The organism is Gordonia sp. 852002-50395_SCH5434458 (assembly GCF_001665905.1).
Lineage (GTDB): Bacteria > Actinomycetota > Actinomycetes > Mycobacteriales > Mycobacteriaceae > Gordonia > Gordonia jacobaea.
Genome location: NZ_LZTC01000096.1, coordinates 16,002 through 34,313 on the forward strand (window position 1 = coordinate 16,002; position 18,312 = coordinate 34,313).

General features: G+C 63.9%; 20 protein-coding genes. 5 read left to right on the forward strand and 15 right to left on the reverse strand.

The window, feature by feature from the left end:
* Positions 1–35 precede the first annotated feature (35 nt).
* The 10 genes from A5785_RS20005 to A5785_RS20050 all read right to left on the reverse strand — a co-directional run bounded on the left by A5785_RS20005 (position 36) and on the right by A5785_RS20050 (position 9,865).
* Positions 36–1,142: an MSMEG_0565 family glycosyltransferase gene (locus A5785_RS20005; RefSeq protein WP_064868686.1), complete on the reverse strand. Its 1,107-nt coding sequence runs from the start codon at positions 1,140–1,142 to the stop codon at positions 36–38.
* Positions 1,143–1,988, reverse strand: a complete 846-nt coding sequence (locus A5785_RS20010; RefSeq protein ID WP_005203415.1) for a carbon-nitrogen hydrolase family protein — start codon at positions 1,986–1,988, stop codon at positions 1,143–1,145. It lies immediately after the preceding gene.
* A 57-nt stretch (positions 1,989–2,045) separates the two neighbouring features.
* Positions 2,046–3,485 (reverse strand): MSMEG_0567/sll0787 family protein, encoded by a 1,440-nt coding sequence (locus A5785_RS20015; protein ID WP_064868690.1) that lies wholly within the window; start codon positions 3,483–3,485, stop codon positions 2,046–2,048.
* Position 3,486: 1 nt separating this feature from the next.
* On the reverse strand, positions 3,487–4,554 hold the full coding sequence (locus A5785_RS20020; RefSeq protein ID WP_064868692.1) for an MSMEG_0568 family radical SAM protein: 1,068 nt from the start codon (positions 4,552–4,554) through the stop codon (positions 3,487–3,489).
* Between the two features lie 25 nt (positions 4,555–4,579).
* Complete coding sequence (locus A5785_RS20025; protein ID WP_064868695.1) at positions 4,580–6,025, reverse strand: AMP-binding protein; 1,446 nt, start codon at positions 6,023–6,025, stop codon at positions 4,580–4,582.
* A gap of 21 nt (positions 6,026–6,046) precedes the next feature.
* Positions 6,047–7,342 (reverse strand): MSMEG_0569 family flavin-dependent oxidoreductase, encoded by a 1,296-nt coding sequence (locus A5785_RS20030; protein ID WP_064868698.1) that lies wholly within the window; start codon positions 7,340–7,342, stop codon positions 6,047–6,049.
* 18 nt (positions 7,343–7,360) lie between these two features.
* Positions 7,361–7,657: an MSMEG_0570 family nitrogen starvation response protein gene (locus A5785_RS20035; protein ID WP_064868701.1), complete on the reverse strand. Its 297-nt coding sequence runs from the start codon at positions 7,655–7,657 to the stop codon at positions 7,361–7,363.
* Positions 7,650–8,549, reverse strand: coding sequence for a carbon-nitrogen hydrolase family protein (locus tag A5785_RS20040; protein WP_049699300.1), 900 nt, complete (start codon positions 8,547–8,549; stop codon positions 7,650–7,652). The genes A5785_RS20035 and A5785_RS20040 overlap by 8 nt, the downstream gene beginning before the upstream one ends.
* Before the next feature lie 34 nt (positions 8,550–8,583).
* Positions 8,584–9,108 carry an MSMEG_0572/Sll0783 family nitrogen starvation response protein gene (locus A5785_RS20045; RefSeq protein ID WP_005203430.1) on the reverse strand — a complete coding sequence of 175 codons (525 nt, stop codon included), beginning with the start codon at positions 9,106–9,108 and terminating at the stop codon, positions 8,584–8,586.
* A gap of 373 nt (positions 9,109–9,481) precedes the next feature.
* Complete coding sequence (locus tag A5785_RS20050; RefSeq protein WP_064868813.1) at positions 9,482–9,865, reverse strand: DUF5997 family protein; 384 nt, start codon at positions 9,863–9,865, stop codon at positions 9,482–9,484.
* A 46-nt stretch (positions 9,866–9,911) separates the two neighbouring features.
* Here A5785_RS20050 and A5785_RS20055 point away from each other — a divergent pair, with 46 nt between their 5' ends.
* The gene (locus tag A5785_RS20055; protein WP_064868704.1) at positions 9,912–10,673 is read left to right on the forward strand and encodes a LysR substrate-binding domain-containing protein; all 762 of its coding nucleotides are present in this window, start codon (positions 9,912–9,914) and stop codon (positions 10,671–10,673) included.
* Positions 10,674–10,807: 134 nt separating this feature from the next.
* On the opposite strand, the gene A5785_RS20060 is transcribed toward A5785_RS20055, so the two are convergent.
* From A5785_RS20060 to A5785_RS20080, 5 genes are all read right to left on the reverse strand, one after another.
* Complete coding sequence (locus A5785_RS20060) at positions 10,808–12,088, reverse strand: FAD-binding oxidoreductase (RefSeq protein ID WP_064868707.1); 1,281 nt, start codon at positions 12,086–12,088, stop codon at positions 10,808–10,810.
* Positions 12,088–12,855, reverse strand: a complete 768-nt coding sequence (locus tag A5785_RS20065) for an SDR family NAD(P)-dependent oxidoreductase (RefSeq protein WP_064868709.1) — start codon at positions 12,853–12,855, stop codon at positions 12,088–12,090. The genes A5785_RS20060 and A5785_RS20065 overlap by 1 nt, the downstream gene beginning before the upstream one ends.
* Positions 12,852–13,331: a MarR family winged helix-turn-helix transcriptional regulator gene (locus A5785_RS20070; RefSeq protein WP_064868712.1), complete on the reverse strand. Its 480-nt coding sequence runs from the start codon at positions 13,329–13,331 to the stop codon at positions 12,852–12,854. The genes A5785_RS20065 and A5785_RS20070 overlap by 4 nt, the downstream gene beginning before the upstream one ends.
* A gap of 91 nt (positions 13,332–13,422) precedes the next feature.
* Positions 13,423–13,872: a winged helix-turn-helix transcriptional regulator gene (locus A5785_RS20075; RefSeq protein ID WP_231894350.1), complete on the reverse strand. Its 450-nt coding sequence runs from the start codon at positions 13,870–13,872 to the stop codon at positions 13,423–13,425.
* Between the two features lie 80 nt (positions 13,873–13,952).
* Positions 13,953–14,888, reverse strand: coding sequence for an NADP-dependent oxidoreductase (locus A5785_RS20080; RefSeq protein ID WP_064868718.1), 936 nt, complete (start codon positions 14,886–14,888; stop codon positions 13,953–13,955).
* Between the two features lie 241 nt (positions 14,889–15,129).
* Between A5785_RS20080 and A5785_RS20085 the strand changes: the two genes are divergently transcribed.
* The 4 genes from A5785_RS20085 (at position 15,130) to A5785_RS20100 (ending at position 18,200) form a co-directional block, all read left to right on the forward strand.
* Positions 15,130–15,792, forward strand: a complete 663-nt coding sequence (locus tag A5785_RS20085) for an SDR family oxidoreductase (protein WP_064868721.1) — start codon at positions 15,130–15,132, stop codon at positions 15,790–15,792.
* Between the two features lie 58 nt (positions 15,793–15,850).
* Positions 15,851–16,330: a MaoC family dehydratase gene (locus tag A5785_RS20090; protein WP_064868724.1), complete on the forward strand. Its 480-nt coding sequence runs from the start codon at positions 15,851–15,853 to the stop codon at positions 16,328–16,330.
* A gap of 54 nt (positions 16,331–16,384) precedes the next feature.
* On the forward strand, positions 16,385–17,230 hold the full coding sequence (locus tag A5785_RS20095; protein WP_064868727.1) for an MBL fold metallo-hydrolase: 846 nt from the start codon (positions 16,385–16,387) through the stop codon (positions 17,228–17,230).
* A 148-nt stretch (positions 17,231–17,378) separates the two neighbouring features.
* Entirely contained in the window at positions 17,379–18,200 is an 822-nt protein-coding gene (locus tag A5785_RS20100; protein WP_064868730.1) for an alpha/beta fold hydrolase, read from the forward strand.
* Positions 18,201–18,312: the final 112 nt, after the last annotated feature.

Genomic DNA, 18,312 nt, shown 5'->3' on the forward strand with positions numbered 1-18,312 from the left:
CTCCAGCCATCAGGGGTGGGCTCCGCACGTATCGGTCAGGCAGCGGCCCGGGGGTAGGGGTGTTTCTCGTAGAACCGAAGGTGGGCGCGCGCCGCGGCGTCCCACGTCAATCCGCGCGCGAGGCGCCGACCCGCGTCGACGTCGGGATGATGTCCGTTGAGCGCGGCGCCAAGGTGCATGGCCAATGACCTCGGATCGGTCGCATAGGTGACGACGTCACCGAAAACCTCACGCAGGATGGGTAGTTCACGCACGGTCACCGGTCGGCCGGCTGCCAAGGCCTCCATCGCTGCGAGACCAAAGCCCTCCTTCACGGACGGAAACGCGAAAGCGTCACATGCCGCGACGAGTGAGGGGAGCACGTGCTCGTCGACGGCCCCGAGGACTATCGGTGTCACGCCGAGCTCGGCTTGGCGGCGGTCGAACTCGGCACGATAGCCGCGATAGTCGAAAAGCGTTTCGCCACCGGCGAATACCAGCGATAGGTCGGGGTGGTCGTGACGGAGCAGCGCGTACGCCTCGAGAAGATCGATACTCCCCTTGCGCGGTTCGATGCCCCCGACCGCCAGGATGTAGCTACCCAATTTCGTTTGCCACTGCTCTCGTGCGACAACGGCCGAGCGGCTGTGCTCGGCGGCCGCTGCGAAGCGTTCATAGTCGACGCCGTTGGGAATGACGGTTGGAGTGAAACCCCATCCGTCGTTGACCTCCTTGGCGACGGCCTGCGACACGCAGATGCGGGCGTAGGGGTTCACCACAGCCTTCTCGTGGCATTCGACGAGCACCGGCGTGGTGAATTGGTCGAGGTGGTGAATCGTGCGGATGCATGTTCCGACCGCGTTCGCGCTGATGCAGTCCTGAGCATGCACAATGTCATAGTCGCTGGGGTCGAACGCATTTCGGATCGCATCGATCGATCGCAGGATGCGATCGGTGACCGTCTCGTCGGGAATGTCGTCGAACGGGACCAGGTGTTGGGTGACTGCGGCGTCGACGCTGCGGAAGAACCCCGAGTCGCCCCCTCGCGCAAGACTCCACACATCGACTTCGACACCTTGCTCGACCAGAGATTCCGCGAGGTTGAGGGTATGCACGACTCCACCGCGCGGTTTGGTCGAGTAGGTCAACAGTGCGATGCGCATTCAGCGAGACTCCGCACTCGACGCGGAATAGATGTCCGGCCGGAGTTCGGACAGATGGTTGAGGACTCTGCGGGCACGAGCGATGTCGGCCTCCACGTCGACCTCGACCTTGGCCAGTCCACCCTTGGATCGCGTGGTCGCCAGGATGTCGCCACCGGGACCGACGACCTTGGCCTGTCCGAGGAATTGCAGCGACCCGGTCACCCCGGTGAGGTTGGAGGACACCATGAATACCTGGTTCTCCGCGGCGCGAGCGCAGTCGTAGAGATCGAACAGCCGAGACTGCCGGTCAGCGGGCAGCCGAGCTGCGCGGTCGGTGACGCTGGCCGGCCACGCCGAGAGAGACGCGATGATCCCGGCGCCGTCGAGCGCGAGCTTTCGGGCCGACTCGGGGAATGTCTTGTCGTAGTCGATCAACATGCCGATGCGTCCGACCGGTGTGGAGAAAGTGGAGAACCTGTCACCAGCCGCATACGCCTTCGATTCACCGGCGGGCTGATGCACTTTGCGATGCCAGCCCAGCACGCCGTCACCGGTCAAGCACGCCGCCGCGTTGTAGTGGACGTCGCCATCGCGCTCGGTGTACCCGATACACACGGTCATGTCGCGGGCGGCCTCGGCGATGGCAGCCAGCTCCGGTCCGTCAGGGTCCAGTGCCGGCGGTAGGTCGTCGAGATCCGGGGATCGCAGATCGCCGATATAGCCGCCGAGTGCAGCGTCGGGAAAGACGAGCAGATCGACTCCGTCACGCGCGGCCGCCTCGATAATGCCGACTGCCTTGGACACACCTCGATCAACGTCGCGGCCGAAGTGGCCCGCGAGCGCGCCGATCGTGACGGTTCCCATGTCAGCGCACTTTACTCACGTCACACGAGGTGCGCCGGTGCACATTCGACGGCTTTCTCATGCTCGACCCAGTCCCGTCACAGCAGAGGCGATCGCTTCGGTGCGACGACCGTCGGGCCATTTCAGCCGGATTCCTGTCGTTTCGGTGAGGCGACCGCAGCCGGCCGCGACGGCAGGCCCGTGCGCCCGAGTGATCGGACTGCGGTCGGCCATCAGCATCGCGTAACCCGGGAAGCAGGTGAGCCAGGCACCCATTGCGGCGTCGGCCGGTCGCGGGATCGCGGCCACGTCGAGTTCGGCCCCGGTGCCCGACGCCTCGGCCAGCATTCCCAACGTTCCGACCAGTCCGGCCATGCTGACGTCCTTGGCGGCGGCGGGTCGCAGCTGAGCCACGGCGGATGCCATCTCACCGAGCTCATGTGCTGTTCGCGAGCTCGTCGAATCCCACTGTTGCCCGAAATAGCTTGGGCGCCAAGAGCCTCCGAGATCGGCGAGCAGCGACACGTGGTCGCCGACCCGTCCACCGCCAGCGGCGACCGGGGATTCTGTGCGACCCATCGCAGTCAGCGAGAGCGCCGCGGGTACACCGACCTGAGTGTGGCCGCCCAGAATCGGGGTTCGCCAGGCGTGTGCCGCTGCCGAGATGCCTCGCACGATCCGATTCAGATGCGCAACGGTTGGCGCGCCGACCGCGTCGAGCATGCCGACAGCATGAGCACCCATGGCCGAAAGGTCGTTGATGTTGACCAGGACCGAGCACCACCCCGCCCATTCGGGGTCACGCTCGACCATCGACGGGACGATCGCGTCGCAGGCGGCAAGTATGTCGCTGTCCGGTACGGGGACTGCGTCGTCGCCACGGAATCCCGCGGGGCCGAGACCGCCTTCCTGCTCAACGAAGGGACGAAGTGATTGGGCGAGAACCGCTTTGGTGGAATCGACCTGGCCTTGGATTCGGCCGATCGGCCACGACTTGTGGCGGTGTGCCCGGCCGTTGATGGTGGGACCGGCACCGTGGTCCTCCCAACCCAGCGAGGCAAACAGCCGGCTGTAGCGGTCCTGGACGGTGGCATCGAAACGCAGAACGTCGCGGCTCTCGACCAAGGCACAGGCGGCCGTGATCAGTGCGGCACCGATGCCGGCCGCGTGTGCGCTGTCCGCGACAACCAGCCGACTCCCCGACCACCAGCCGATGTCGATCGAGGTACACGGCGACACCCGGACACCGCCCAGGACAGCGTTGTCTGCGGAGACTGCGATCAGGATCGTGGTGCGTGGATCGTCGTCGCAGTCATCGTGATCGGAGTGCGTGAACAGCCCCTGCTGCTCGACGAACTCGGAGTGGCGCAATCGTCGATAGTCGCCGATCTCGGAGTTCGTCTCGGCGACCCGGATGAGAAACGGTGGTGCTGAGACTCGGGGAGAGCCGGCAAGAATCGACAATTCTGTTGCGGCTGGGCGTACGGACTGGGTGGGCGTGGTGCGGCCGTCGAGCATCTCATGCCCCTACGCTCTGCAGAATGCTGCAGGCACCGCATGCCGCGCAGCCCGCTCGTTGGTCAGCCCCGGCCATCCCGATCAGTTGCAGGTGCGCAGCGACTTCTCGGCTGACCTGCTCGACGATACGCGGCTCGGGGGCGGTCGCTCCGTCGATGTCGACGGCAAGTGTCCCCTGATGGGGGCGGAACGGGACGATGAAGGGATAGATTCCGGCGTCGGCGAGTTCCTTTGCCCCCGAGATCATCTCGTCCACATCTTCGCCGAGCCCGACGAGCAGGTACGTCGAGACCTGGTTGCGTCCAAAGACGCGTACGGCCTCACGCCAGGCATCCCAGTACTCGCTGAGCGGCACGGTTGACTTGCCCGGCATCCAGCGCCGTCGGACGTCGTCGTCGAGTGACTCTACGTGGATGCCGATGGCGTCGGCCCCGGCCGCACGCAGGTCACTAATGGTCGACAGATCGGCCGGCGGCTCGCATTGCACTTGAATTGGTAGCTCGGGGACCGCTGCTTTGACCGCTCGGACACATCGCGCCAGGTGCCGTGCGCCGCGATCCCGGCCAGCCGATGTTCCGGTGGTCATCACCATGTTCGTCACACCATCGAGGTCGACTGCTGCTCGCGCCACTCGGGCGAGGTCCTCTGGCTTCTTGACGGCGACGGTGTCGCCGGATCGCAGCGACTCCTCGATCGAGCAGAAGCGGCACCGCTGGTCTTCGCCGTAACGAATGCAGGTCTGCAGCACGGTGGTCGCCAAGACGTTACGTCCGTGCAGTTTGGCGATCTTGTCGTAGGCGACGCCGTCCTCGGTCTGCAGGTCATAGAAGCGTGGTCGGACGATGACTGCGACGTCTAGCCCGGAATCGACTCCGTCGTAGAGGATTTGATCGCCGTCGAAGACGAACGGGCTGTTGGGATTTCGGGGTATTGCCGCATGCAGTCCGTCGATGACGAGGTGACCATCGTCAGTCGGTCCGGCTCCGCCTGAGCGGTTCACCGGTGGGGTGCCCCGGATGCCGAGGAGCGCCAGGTCGACGCGGGTGGATGTTGTGGTGGATGCGGTCATCGTGGGTTCCGTTCGTGTCGAGGGGTCAGGCCGACGCGCGCTGGCCGCAGCCGGTCAGCGCGCGTCGTCGAATCTTGCCCGCGTCGTTGCGGAGTGGCGATGTGGTGAGGATGACGCGCACAGGACGCCAGTCGGAGCCAAAGTGGTGTTGGACATGATCTGCGATGAGTGCTGGGAACGCATCGTTGTCGGCGATGTCGACGCTGACCGAGAGATGTTGCCTGCCAGCCGAATCCACATCGGCGAACGCAACCGCGCCGCGCACGAAAGGCAATTGTTCGACGACTTGCTCGATATCGGCCAGGTACACCGCGGCGTCTCCACTACGAATGACGTCGGCTGCTCGGTCCAGCACGTAGAGATAGTCGTCGGCGTCGAGAAAGCCGATGTCGCCGAGGGTATCCCAACCATCTGTGCCGCGGCGCGACTGCGCACCCAGGTAGCTGTAGGACGGTCTGTCTCCGCGGCGCATCCAGATCAATCCCGTTTCGCCGGTGTTCGCACGGGTGCCGTCGTCGCGTCGGATAGCGATCTCGGTGCCCCCGATCGGCCGACCGACAGTGCCGGGGTGCGCAAGCCACTCGCGACCTGTCGCCATTGTGACGCCGTTGGATTCGCTCCCCGCGTACACCTCGATCACGCGGTGCGCGCCCAGCCACTTGATCAGTGCGCGCTTGTCGGGCACAGGACACCGTCCGCCGATGTGCAGAATCGATGCCAACGAAGTGATGTCGTGTTCCGCACGTATCTCCTCCGGTAGGCGGACCAGCCGCCGGATCGACGGAGGCGAGAGGACTGTCCAGGTCACCGAATGTCTGTCGACCAGTTCGAGGAATCGGCGCTCGTCGAAGTCCGGTTCGATGATCAGGCGATGGCCGGCGGTCAAGCCCCGGAACGCGTAGGTGAAGGCGGTCGAATGCCACAGCGGAGAGGTGACCAACTGTGTTGCCGCGCAGGGGAAGAACGGCGCCACTCGAGCACCAGGGTCAACCAGTGCGGGAGTCATAGAACGAACGATCTTCGGGAGTCCTGTGCTCCCGGAGGATGCGGGCGCCTTCCACGAACTTGCCCAGACATCGGGAATCGCGTCTGCAGGCAGCTCGCGGGCATCGTTCTCGTCGACCGTGACTGTATGCGGAGATACGTTGTCGCCGATGACAACTCGAGGCTGGGCGATCTGTTCGAGTATCTCCCGCTCTTCTGCGGGCATCGCCGGGTCGAGCGGCATCGGCGTGGCGCCCGCACGCCACACCGCGACGCACGCAACCACGAAGGCGGCACCGTTGGGTAAGGCCACTTCAACGAGATCGTCGTGGGCGACGTGATGGCGCTGCAAGAGGTGGGCCAGCCGGTTGGCCCGCACGTCAATCTCACCGGCGGTCACAGGCCCGTGGGCGTCGATGACCATGACTTCGCCCGGCGAGGTACGGGCGCGATCAGCGAATACCGAGGAGATCGACTGCACAGTCATGTCGGTTACCTGTGGTCCCGGTTAGCCGACGGCGAGTCTGAGCCCGGGCAAACCGAGTGTGCCGGTGACGGATTCAGCGATGTGGCGTGCGTCGCGGTCGATCCCGAGGAACCGTCCCGAGCCCCAGGTATGCATCCACGGGAGGCCGATGAAGCTCAGTCCCGGTACCTGGGTGATGCCGCGGGTCTGCATCGGCCGGCCCGCACCGTCGAATGCGCTTGCCTCGATCCAGCGGTAGTCCGGTCGGTACCCGATCGCCCACACGATGCTGGTGATGCCCTCGGCAGCCAGGTCGACCGCGGAGGGTTCGGTTTCGGGTTCCCAGACGGGCTCGTAGCGCGAGGCGGGAGGCGCGTCGATTCCGGCTTTCTCGATGTAGCGGTCGATGTCGGCGCAGATCGAGTTGTACACCGAGTCGGCCTGATCGAGTGATTCGGTCAGCGTCGGCGCGAACCGCAAGACAGTGTCCTTGCCGTCGGTCAGATGCCCGTAGAGCTTCATCCCTTCGACGGCGAACTGCCGCAGATCGACGTCTCGTCCGCCGTCGCGGCCGGTGACGTAGTGATTTGTCTTCTCCTGTGCCGCTTTGCCTCCGGGGAACTGTTCGGTCGGTGTGTCATAGATGCCCATGTCCGCCAACCAGGTCATGCAGTCACGGCCGCGGTACGTGCGCGCAACCCTCGGCGCGTTGCCGATGGCTAGATGCACCTGCCGGCCTGCGAGGTGGAGGTCTTCGGCGATTTGTGCGCCGGATTGTCCGGAACCGACGACGAGAACGGCGCCGGGTGGCAGCTGATCAGGTGTGCAGTACTGCTCTGAGTGGATCTGCTTTACAGAAGCGTCCAACGACGGCGCGAACGACGGCACCACCGGCAGCGGGTAGCCGCCAGTCGCGACGACGACCTGGTCACAGGTCAGCAATTCGACAGATTCCTCGGTGGTGAGGGTGAGCTCGAAGCCTGTATCCCCGATAGTTCGCAGGCGAGTTACCGTGGTGTGTTCTCGCAGTGGGGCAGTGAAGGTTTCACGCCATCCGGCCAGCCATTCGACAACTTCGTCGCGGGTCATGAAGCCGTCGGGGTCCGGGCCGTCGTAGGCGTAGCCGGGAAGCCGGCAATGCCAGTTCGGAGTGACGAGGGTGAAGTTGTCCCACCGCTTGGACTGCCATGCATGGACGGCGGTCCGAGATTCGATCACGGTGTGCTCGATACCCGCGCGGCCGAGATACCAGCTGACCGACAGGCCTGCTTGTCCGCCGCCGATGATCGCCACCGGGATGTGGGTGGTGTGGGGTGTGGAATGAGCTGGTGCGCTCATGATGTCTCCAGAATGTGGTCAGGAAGTGGGTAGTGCCGGATGCATGTCGAGAACCTCGACGGTCGACTCATCGTCGTATCGGCGGGCTGTGTTGTTGATGTCCTCAGCGGTTGCAGCGGCAGACGTACAAGCGAATCCATACTTGGCGCGGACGCGCTCAGCGGCTTCGCCGAGGGCGGCTTCGGTACGGGTTCGGAATTCAGCCACCGTGTAACTACTGCCGACATTGAGGTGGTCGCGCATGACGAGACTCGGCGAATAGCACTGCTGCACAGCACCATCGGGCCACCTCACGGTGAACGTCATCTCAGGCATGAGCGAGGTCCCGCCATCCCGCGGTTCCGGTCGGGTCCACCTCGACGAGTTCACCGTAGACGTCCGGACGACGATCTCGCAGGTGGAACATCCCGCCTCGCATCGCTCTGAAGGTCCCGGCGATGTCGACGTCGGCTACGGCGAGTCCGCTTTCGAGCAGCGTGGTGTCGAGGATGTTGCCGCCCGGATCGACGATCTTGGCGTTGCCGACGTACCGCAACGAACCGAACGTTCCCGATTGGTTTGCGGCAACCCAGAACACCTGGTTATCGAGGGCACGGGCTGTATCGAAGAGATTGAACCGGTAAGTCCAACGATCGTCCTGCAGATTCTCCGCGGTCGCGGTACGCGCCGCCGGCCACGCCGAGAGACTTGCGATGATCTCGGCACCGTTGAGTGCCATGATGCGCGCGGCTTCGGGAAATGCTTTGTCATAACAGATTTGAAGTCCGACGCGCCCCACAGGGGTGTCGAAGACTCCGTACTCCGAACCCGACGAGTAGGACATGTTTTCGCCAAGCGGTTGGTGCACCTTGCGATAGTTGCCGTAGATCTGGTCGCCGTCGAGGACTGCGGCCGCGTTGTAGCGTGTCACGCCGTCCTCAGCGAGTTCGCAGAAGCCTATGGCGATCACCATGTCGCCGACAATCTCCTGCACGCGTGCGATTTCGGGACCGTCGAGGCGGATGGCCGGCGGCAACGATCGCTTGGTGTTCTTGACGGTGTCGCCGTGGTTACCGAGCGATGAGAGGTATCCCCCGATCGCGGCCTCGGGAAACACCAGGAACTCGACACCTCGTGCGCGGGCCTGCGCCACATAGTCGGCGATTGTCTGATAGTTCTGTTCAAGGTCGCGCGTGAAGTTCGCGGCGACTGTACCAATAGTGGTCACGTGAATATCTCTCGGGGAGTGGGGATCTCGACGATCAGACCATGTAGGTGGAGTTGATGATCGCACCCTTGCGGGCGTAGTGAATCAGCGCGTCCTGCACGTCGAGCGGATGTGCCGGAATGACGCCCTCGATCAGATCTTCTTCCCGACCACCGTGCAGCGCGAGACCGAAGCGACACGCAAAGACGGTTCCACCCTCCTTGATGAAGGTCTCCAACGCGTCGTTGATGTTCTGCTCGCCGGGGAAACCGGAGTCACCGGTCTTTGGAAACCCGCGTGTGGCAAGGCAATTGATTGCTCCGGGACCGTAGAAGTAGATAGCCGACTCGAAGCCCTTGCGTAGCGCGCGGGTGGCCTGCAGCACTGCGACGAACGATACCGAGGACTCGTGCGCGATGCCGTGGACGAGCGTGAAGTAGGTTTCGCCCTCCTCCGCCTGGTAGTCGGGGAAGATCTTGGTGCCGCCGTAGATATTCGAACCCTTGGGCAGGGAGGGATGCGGAATCTCGGCAAGAGACTTCGCAATGTTCTCGGTGATGGTGTCGTCGAACATGGCCATGGGGTTACTCCTCGATGAGACGGGCGAGACCGCCGTCGTGTGATGGGGGTGTGCGGGCGACACTGCCCACTGGCGAAGAAGTGATGGTCGGATGGCTTGGGATACTTGACGTTCCGACTGATGACAGTTCACGCCCGATTTATTACGTGATGGTTACTGATGGAAAAATTGGCGCCCGGATCGAGTTAACGTGAGCGTGCGGGTTCCACCCCTCACGATTCGGGGAACCTCTGAATACTCAAACGGTGCGTTCGGCCCTGCGCTGAAGGCAAGAGGTACCTAGCTTCGTCTCGTGAGTATCGGCGGCTATTCCTGCGCGCGGTTGCATCTGCGGGAGAACCACCAGGTGTATGTCGGCCGGACCGGCGGAGGCTCACACCTCGCTGCTGGGCTCCTCACGCTCGCGCCGACGGTCGGCTTGCAAGGATTTGATCCGACGCTCCTCGCGTAGGGCCTCGACGTGCTTGGTGCGCTCGGCGGCAAGCCAGTCTGGCATCTCTTCGAGCAACGCGTTGATCTGCTCGGTCGTCAACGCCTCGGTCACCTCGCCCCGGACCAGCCCGGAGTTGGAGATCCCGAGTTTGGCGGCTACCAGATTCTTCGGGTGCGGTCCGTTGGCACGCAGATCGCGCAACCACTGCGGCGGATCGGCCTGCCAGGCCGACACCTGTTCCCGGGTTATCGTTCCGGAGCGAAACTCGTCGGGTGTCGCGGGAAGGTAGATGTCGAGCTTCTTGGCGGCGGTGGCCGGCTTCATGGACTGCGAGCTCATACTCGCAGCGTATCCCCGGTAGCCTCGGGGCGTGAATTCGACCGTCGATCCCGATGAGTCCAGTGCTGTGGTCTTCCGGCTCGCATTTGTGCCGGGTGCCACACCGGGGAAGTGGATCCGCATTTTCGGGGAGCGCCACCCGGACGTTCGACTCGACCTTGTACCGATTGCGGTCGCCGACACCGCCGCAGCGCTTATCGACCGCAGCGTCGACATTGCGATCACCAGGCTGCCCGACGCGCTCTCCCATGCCGAACTGGGTCCGCACCACATCATCGCGCTGTACGAAGAAACAACGGTGGCGGTGATGGGCAAGGACAACGTGCTCACCGCAGGTGACGAGTTGTCGCGGGCCGACCTTGCCGACGAGAACGTGCTCTGGCCCCTCGATGAACCGCTCGTCGTCACCGAACGTCCCGGTAACGCCGTGGACCATCGGCCAGAGACGACCGCCGACGCGATCGAACTCGTGGCCAGCGGGATGGGGGTGGTGCTGGTGCCGCAATCGCTGGCGCGTTTGCACCACCGCCGCGACCTCGACTATCGCCCGGTCACCGACGTCCCGACAAGCACCGTCGGACTGCTGTGGCCGCAGCCCACTTCGGATCTGGCGGCGGAGTTCATCGGGATTGTGCGTGGACGCAAGGCCACATCGTCGCGTGGCACGTCCGAACCGCCACCGAGGCGGTCGGCGAAAGAGAAGGCGGCCGCCAAGCGAGCATCTCGCGAAGCGGCCGGAACGATACCGACACGCGGAAAAGCGAAGGCGCGTAAAACTCGACGGTCGCGGTAAAACCTACTGTTGGCCTGCGCATCTCGAATCCAAACTTCTGCACGGCTGTCCACCTCGACCACCGCTCAGGCGAACCGCTCAACGGACTCGCCGATCCGTTACCGCCGCGCGTCCCTGTTGCGCGAGAAGGCTTCTCAGCGAACCGTGGCGTCGAAGTTCTGGGTGAACACGCCATCGGGATCCCACTCATGCTTGATCGTGCGCAGCCGCGCGAGGGTCGGCGCGGGGAACGCAGCGTCGATGTCTTCTGGCCGGTGGTTTGACTCGAAACTGAGGTAGATGCCGTCTCGGCGAGCGCGGATCGGTTCCCACGCGTCGTCGAACGCCTGGGTGGCGTGGTCGGCGACAGCGGTGACCGAGAAGCTCTGGTGGCGGTGGGCATACGCGGTGGCATCTGCAGGCACGTCGTTGATCGCCCCTCCCGCAGAACGGATCTGGATCATCTGCGCACCGTTGGATGCGAGGAGTTCGCCGATGTCGGCAGCGAGATCATCGTCGAGATGATCGACGAGTGCCGTGTGCATGACAGCGGGTTGCTGGCCGACATGCGGCGCACCGGAGGTGAGCGGGACGGCCGGGTAGGGAACCAATTCGGCTCGTGCGCCGACGATGTCGGGCAACTCCGTGAACGGTGTGAGCGCGCGGGTCGCCGCCGCCGCGTCGTCGCCGGCGTAGACGACCGTCGCTTGCGCGAATGGTCGCGCACCGGCACCGATGTACAGGAACGCCGAGATTTCGCGAGGAGCGGTCTCGACCTCACGTCCCCAATCGGCGAGAAACGTTGCCACGTCGGAGATGTCGTACGCCAGCGCCGCCCGCGCCACCGTGGGCGTGGTGCCGGCCTCGAACTCGAATCGGGTGACGATCCCGACGTTGGCGCCTGCGCCGCGGATCGCCCAGAACAGGTCGGGCTGCTCGTCGTGCGACACCCGCATGATGCGCCCGTCGGCGGTGACGATCTCGGCCGCGCGTATGCGGTCGATCGTCAACCCTTGTGCTCGTCCGAGCAGTCCGATTCCGCCGGTGGTCGCCAGGCCACCAACACCGACATCGCCTGAGTCTCCGGAAGTCAGGGCCAGCCCCCAGCCGTAGAGGCTGCGAGCGACAGCGCCCCACCGCGCACCTGCTCCGATGGCCACCGTCGCCGAACCCACATGCTCCACATGATCGAGGTGCCGCAGATCGATGACGGTCCCTCCGTCATTGGTGGCGATGCTGCTGATCCCGTGCCCACCGCTGCGGATCGCGAACGGATCACCCCGCCCCACAGCGATTTCCAATGCACGAGCCGTTTGGTCTGCGTCGACCGGCAGAAGCACACGGGCCGGACTGCCCGTGGCCGAGTAGACGTGCCGAACATCTTCGTAGCCGGGGTCGCCGGGAGTAATGATGCGAAGCTCATCGGTCGTGCCCATCAGTGCGCCTCCGGTCCGACACGCTTGTCCGTGAGGTAGTGCACCGTGGTGTCGGAGAGGGGGCTGGTCCCGACGACCAACGCCGCGACATGTGCGCCGACCTCCTCGCCCTCGAGCCACGTCGGATCGTCGACGCCTGCACGCTGCCGCGCACGCGTCCGTACGACGCCCAAGATCACCTGATAGAACCGCGGGCCACGACCATCCAGTTCCGCGGCGATCGTCCGCGTCAGCGACTTCGACGCCGCCGCACTCAATGCGACACCGGCCGCTCCGGGGAACGGGATGTCGGCACTCATTCCGTTGAGCTGCAAGATCATTCCGGTGCGCGCTGTGTGCGGCAGAAAGCCGCGAAAGAGCCGGAAGACGGTCGTCAGATTGGCATCGAGCAGGTGTTGCCACTCGTCGTCGTTGAGGGACAGTGCGGGTCTGCGCCCCTGATTCCCCCACGACGCGACCGCGACGACGACTCCGTCGAACGTTCCATAGGTTGTGGCGAGTGCCTCGATCTGCGCGTCGAGATCGGGCGCTGACGCGTCCAGAATCTCGGTGTGCAGCCGCTGATCGGTCTCCGCGTCGACGACGTTCGCCCGCAGCTCATCGAGTCGGGCGCGATCACGGCCGGTCGCGATGACCGTCGCGCCATCGTCGAGCAGTGTCCGAACGACGCCTTCGCCCACGCCCCCGGAGCCGCCGACGACAACGACTGTCTTTCCCTGAAGGTCCGGTGTGGTCAATTCCCAGGCCGGGTGTACTGCAGTGGTCATGCTTGCGCTCCTTGCGTGTTGGCGGCGACTCGCGCCGCGTTGGTTTCCAGTGCGGTCAGGGCGTCTCCGAGCGCGGCCAGCTGCGCGTCGGTGAGTGCATCACCGAACCACTGTTTGGCCGCCCGCAGATGTGGTCCGACGGCCCTTCGGTGGGCGCGGCGACCGTCATCGGTCAGCGAGATCGTCGACGCGCGACCATCACCATCGATCTCCGGTCCGCGCTCGAGCAGGCCCCGTTTCTCCATCCGACCGAGTTGGTGTGCAAGTCGGCTGGAGTCCCAACCCATCTCCCGTGCGCAATCCGACGGCCGCGCAGATCCGCCGGCCTCGACGAGATGAGCCAACACGGTGAATTCCTGCTCGGAGAGGCCAGCGTCTTTCAGTCCCCGACCAACCTCGCGTCGCAGGGTCTCGGTCACGGTCTGTAAGCGCTGCCAGACGTCGAGCTGGCGAGCCGATAGGTGATTAGCTGACATGTCAGGTAAAACCCAGTAGGCGTCGATCTATTCCCGTTAGTTCAGAGCGGTATGCCCCACGCCTCGCTGACGCGGAACCAAGGAGCCCGAATTACTGCCCCTTGCGCACCAGAGCCACAGCTGCGGGGTCGGCAATTTCTCCGCCCCGACGACGCAAGCTGGCCAGCACCGGTTCCTGCGTTGCCGAGTCGACAAAGCGGTACCCGTTGTCTGCGGCCCGAGGTAGATAGCTGTATCCCCACTGCGCGAGCGAGGCCATGACAGTACTCAGCGCGTGGCCGGCCTCGGTCAGCTCGTAGGCCTGCCGACGACGGTCACCGACTTCCTGATACTCCACCTGCTCGAATACCCCTGCAGCAACCAACGACGCCAACCGCGCACTGAGGACGTCGGGCGCGATCCCGAGTTCTGATCGGAACTCCGAGAACCGCGTTCTACCCCGCAAGGCCTCTCGGATGATGAGCACCGACCACCGCTCGCCCAACACCCCCATGGCGCGAGCTATCGGGCACGCATCGTCCGTCCACGCTGTTCTTGGCACGCGTCGATTGTCACACACCCTAACTTGGCTTATGCAACCCAGGTGTTCTCTTACCGCTTCACATGGCGGCCTGGGATTGATCAGGAATCGTCCTCGACCACGGTGAGGACGGTCTTGCCGGGTCCGGCCTTACTGGCCTGTGCCTGCCCGGCGTCCGCCAACGGGAAAGTGGCTGCCACCACAGGCTGCAACCGCGCTTCCGATACCAGTTTCGCCAACTCGGTCATACCGAGCCGGTCGGCCTCCACGAACAGGCCTGCCAATCGAATTCCCTTGCCGGTAGCCGATTCCGCGACGTCGGGCAATGACTGGGGAAGAGTGGATACGAGGATGCCGCCGGGCTTGAGTGCCTGCACAGCCTTGCTCGGATAGTCGTGTCCGATGACGTCGAAAACCACATCCAGATCGGTGACGACATCAACGAAATCTGTTGTCGTGTAATCGATCACCTCGTCGACGCCCAACCCGGTGAGAAAGTCGGCGCTTGCCGCGCCTGCCACTGCGTAGACGTAGGCGCCGCGGGCCTTGGCGATCTGGACTGCCAAGTGCCCGACTCCACCTGCGGCGCCGGTGATCAGGACTCTGCTCCCCTGCCCCACGTGTGCCGTCTCGACCAGCGCTTGCCACGCGGTGAGTCCTGCCAGTGGCAATGCCGCCGCGTGCACGTGGTCGAGTGCCGCGGGCTTCGGCACGAAGACACGGGTGGGCGCGACGACGTACTCGGCGTACGCGCCGTGCCCCTGCGGAAATGGCAATAGCCCGACCACTTCGTCTCCGGGCGCAAACAGTGTCGACCCGAGTCCGACCTTTTCGACCGTCCCCGACACATCCCAGCCGAGGACGAATGGCGGGTTTCCGACGAACATGCCGGTTTCGCGGTTCATCGCATCGACGGGGTTCACGCCCGCAGCGTGCACCCGAACGAGGATCTGGCCGAGCCCTGGAGTAGGGGTGTCGATATCGACCTCGGTAAGCACTTCTGGTCCGCCGAGCCTGTCCTGGCTGATAGCGCGCATGAGAATCGGAGTCCTTTCATCGAGGTGTCAGGTCGAACAGTTGGTCCCAAGAGCTGGTCGAGGTCTGCAACGACTCTGTGCCCACCCTTGCTCATACTGGCGGCGACGGGTATCCGTCAGATGACTGTGGCGGACCGACGCACAGTCATCTGACGGATACCTGTCGCGACGTACTTTGGATCAAGCTCGTCCGTGGAGACCCCCGAGCGATAGCGAGACTGAAGTGGCGACAACAACAACGGTGAGCGGAGCAACTGCCGTAGTGACAGGTGGACGACGCGGATTGGGTAAGGCCATCGTCGACGAACTGCTCGCCCGCGGAGCGGCCAAGGTGTACGCAACCAGCCGGACACCGGAAGCAAGCGACGACGCACGGATCGCCAACGTCGCACTCGACGTCACAGTTGAATCGTCGGTATCGGCCCTGGCAGACACGGCGGCCGATGCCACGATCATCGTCAACAATGCAGGTCTACTCGCCGGGCAGTCGCTGCTGAGGTCACCGATCGACGACATCGAAGCCACCATGGAGACCAACTTTTTCGGCCCGCTGCGTGTGACTCGTGGGTTTGTGCCGAAACTCGTAGCGGCCGACGAAGCCGCCACGATTGTCAATGTCGCCTCGGTGCTCGCGTGGATACCCGGCTCCGGGGCGTACGGCTGCTCCAAAGCCGCACTGTGGTCGGCGACGAATTCACTGCGCTTGGAGCTCGAACCGCAGAACATCAACGTCGTGGGGGTGTATCTCGGCTACACCGACACAGACATGGTGTCGGGCCTCGACGTCCCGAAGAACGATCCTGCAGATGTCGCCCGTCAGATCGTCGACGCCATCGAATCCGGCGCACCCGAAGTGATTGCCGACGACGTCACCCGCGCCGCCCGCAGTTCCGTCTTTCGCTGACGTCTGCGCGATGAGTTGCAACGCATGACCGACGAAACGACACACGGAAGGATCCTCGATGCCAACGTTGTTCCTCGAAGACCTGACGCCGGGCCAGAGCTTTTCCGGCACAACGACGATCCAGATAACCGCGGAGGACATCCAGCGGTTCGCTGCCGAGTTCGATCCTCAACCGTTCCATCTCAGCAACGCGGGTGCGACCGATTCCGTCTTCGGGACGCTGGCCGCCAGCGGCTGGCACACTGCCGCAGTCACCATGCGGTTGCTCGTCGACAGCGAGTTCCGGCCCTCCGGAGGAGTCGTCGGAGCCGGATTCGATGATCTGCAGTGGCCGCTACCGGTGCGTCCGGGCGACGAACTGCGAGTCACGAGTGAAGTCCTCGAGGTCCGCCGATCGAGATCGAATCCACTCATCGGCATCGCCAAGGTTCGTACCGTCACGCTGAATCAGAATGATCAGCCGGTACAGGTATCAGTGGGCAATCTCGTGATCCCGGCGCGCGATATTCCGAAAGAGCCTGGTACGCAGACTGACTGACCGACTACACAGTTCCTAATACCGACGAATTGCAGTACAGAAGGAGTGTTAGCGATGCCAGAGCTGACATACGACGTTTTGGTTCTCGACGGCACGCCACGTTCCGGGGACATGCGCCTCCCGAGCGGGGAGTCCATCGTCTCCTCGCCACTCTCAGTCACACTCGTGCAAGGCAGTTCGGATGCAGTTCTCGTCGACGCGCCGTACACCTATGGTCAAGTTGAGCGGGTTCGCGACTGGATCCGTGATTCGGGACGAAACCTCATCGCCGTCTATATCACCCACGCGCACGGCGACCACTGGCTCGGAGTGCACGAACTTCTCCGCGAATTCGGCGACGTGCCGGTGTACACCACTGCCGGCCCCTTATCGCGGATGCCCGGCGAAGCAACAGAGGGGCGAGATCAGTTGTGGGACCGCGTGTTCGGTGGTCTGATTCCGCCGTCTCCCGTCATCGCGCAGTTGTTCCCTACCGACGGACTGCAACTCGAAGGTCACGACCTGATTCCGGTCGACCTCGGCCACACCGACACTGCAGACACGACCGCGCTCTGGGTGCCCGATCTGCGACTGTTACTCGCCGGAGACTCCGTCTACAACGGCGTCCACCAGTATGTCCTGGAGACACCTGACGGCGGCTTCGATTCCTGGCTCGCCGCACTTGACACCATCGCCGCTCTCGAGCCGGCCTTCGTCGTCGCCGGCCACAAGGCCCCAGGGAGCGACGACAATCCGCGATGCATCGACGAGACCCGCGACTACCTGGTCTTTGCCCGCGAACTGCTCGCAACTGTCGACCGGCCTGACGAGTATTACAAGCGGATGCTTCGGCGATATCCGAAGCGCGTCAACGCAGGACCCGTCTGGTACTGCGCGCTCGGTCTGCTCACCGGTCGATAACACATTTTCGGTTAGGTAAATCAGCGCGATTACACCCCTGTGCAGTCAACAAACGTATACCGCAGGCAGGAAGGCCCGAACAGAATCGGTCTTGGGGCGTCACCAATCGTGTTCGCTCCCAAAGCCGCCATCCGTGAGGGAGACTCAGATGCCATTCATAACCGCTGCCGACGGCGCCCAGATCTTCTACAAGAAATGGGGGTCGGGCCGCCCGGTGATCTTCAGCCACGGATGGCCATTGAGCGCTGACGCGTGGGACGTCGAGATGAAACTCCTTGCCGACCATGGCTATTGCGCAATCGCTCATGACCGTCGCGGACACGGCAGATCCGAGCAGACGTGGACCGGCAACGACATGGATACCTACGCCGCAGACCTCGCCGGACTCGTCGATGCCCTGGACCTGACCGATATTTCACTCGTCGGGCATTCCACCGGAGGGGGCGAGGTCGTGCGTTATGCAGCCCGCCACGGTCAGGGTCGGGTCAGCAAGATTGTCACGGTCGGAGCGGTACCGCCGGTCATGGTGCGTTCCGAACGGAACCCCGAGGGCACTCCGATCGAGGCATTCGACGACATCCGCGCCAACGTTCTCGCCGACCGCTCAGCCTTCTGGCAAGACCTTGCTCTGCCGTTCTATGGCTTCAATCGCGAAGGGGCGGACGTCTCCAAGGGACTCATCGACGAATTCTGGCGTCTGGGCATGCAGGCGGGACTCTCTGCCGCCTACGACTGCGTTGCCCAGTTCTCCGAAACCGACTTCACCGAGGATCTCCAGAACCTTCAGGTACCAATCCTGATCGCTCATGGGGACGACGATCAGATCGTGCCCATACACGATTCCGCGGCCAAGGCAATCGACCTGGTCAAACACGGCACTCTTCGCATCTACCCCGGTGCATCGCACGGTATCCACGGCGCCTACCAAGCGGCGCTGGGGCGCGACATCGTGGAGTTCCTCGGCGAGTGACGACACCGGTTACACGTCGACGCCTTCGGTAGGTGTAGAGAGGCAATCCCTCTGGGTTGGAATAGCCTATTCAGGATGCTAGGGTCCAATTGTGACTCTCCTGCAGTCGGAT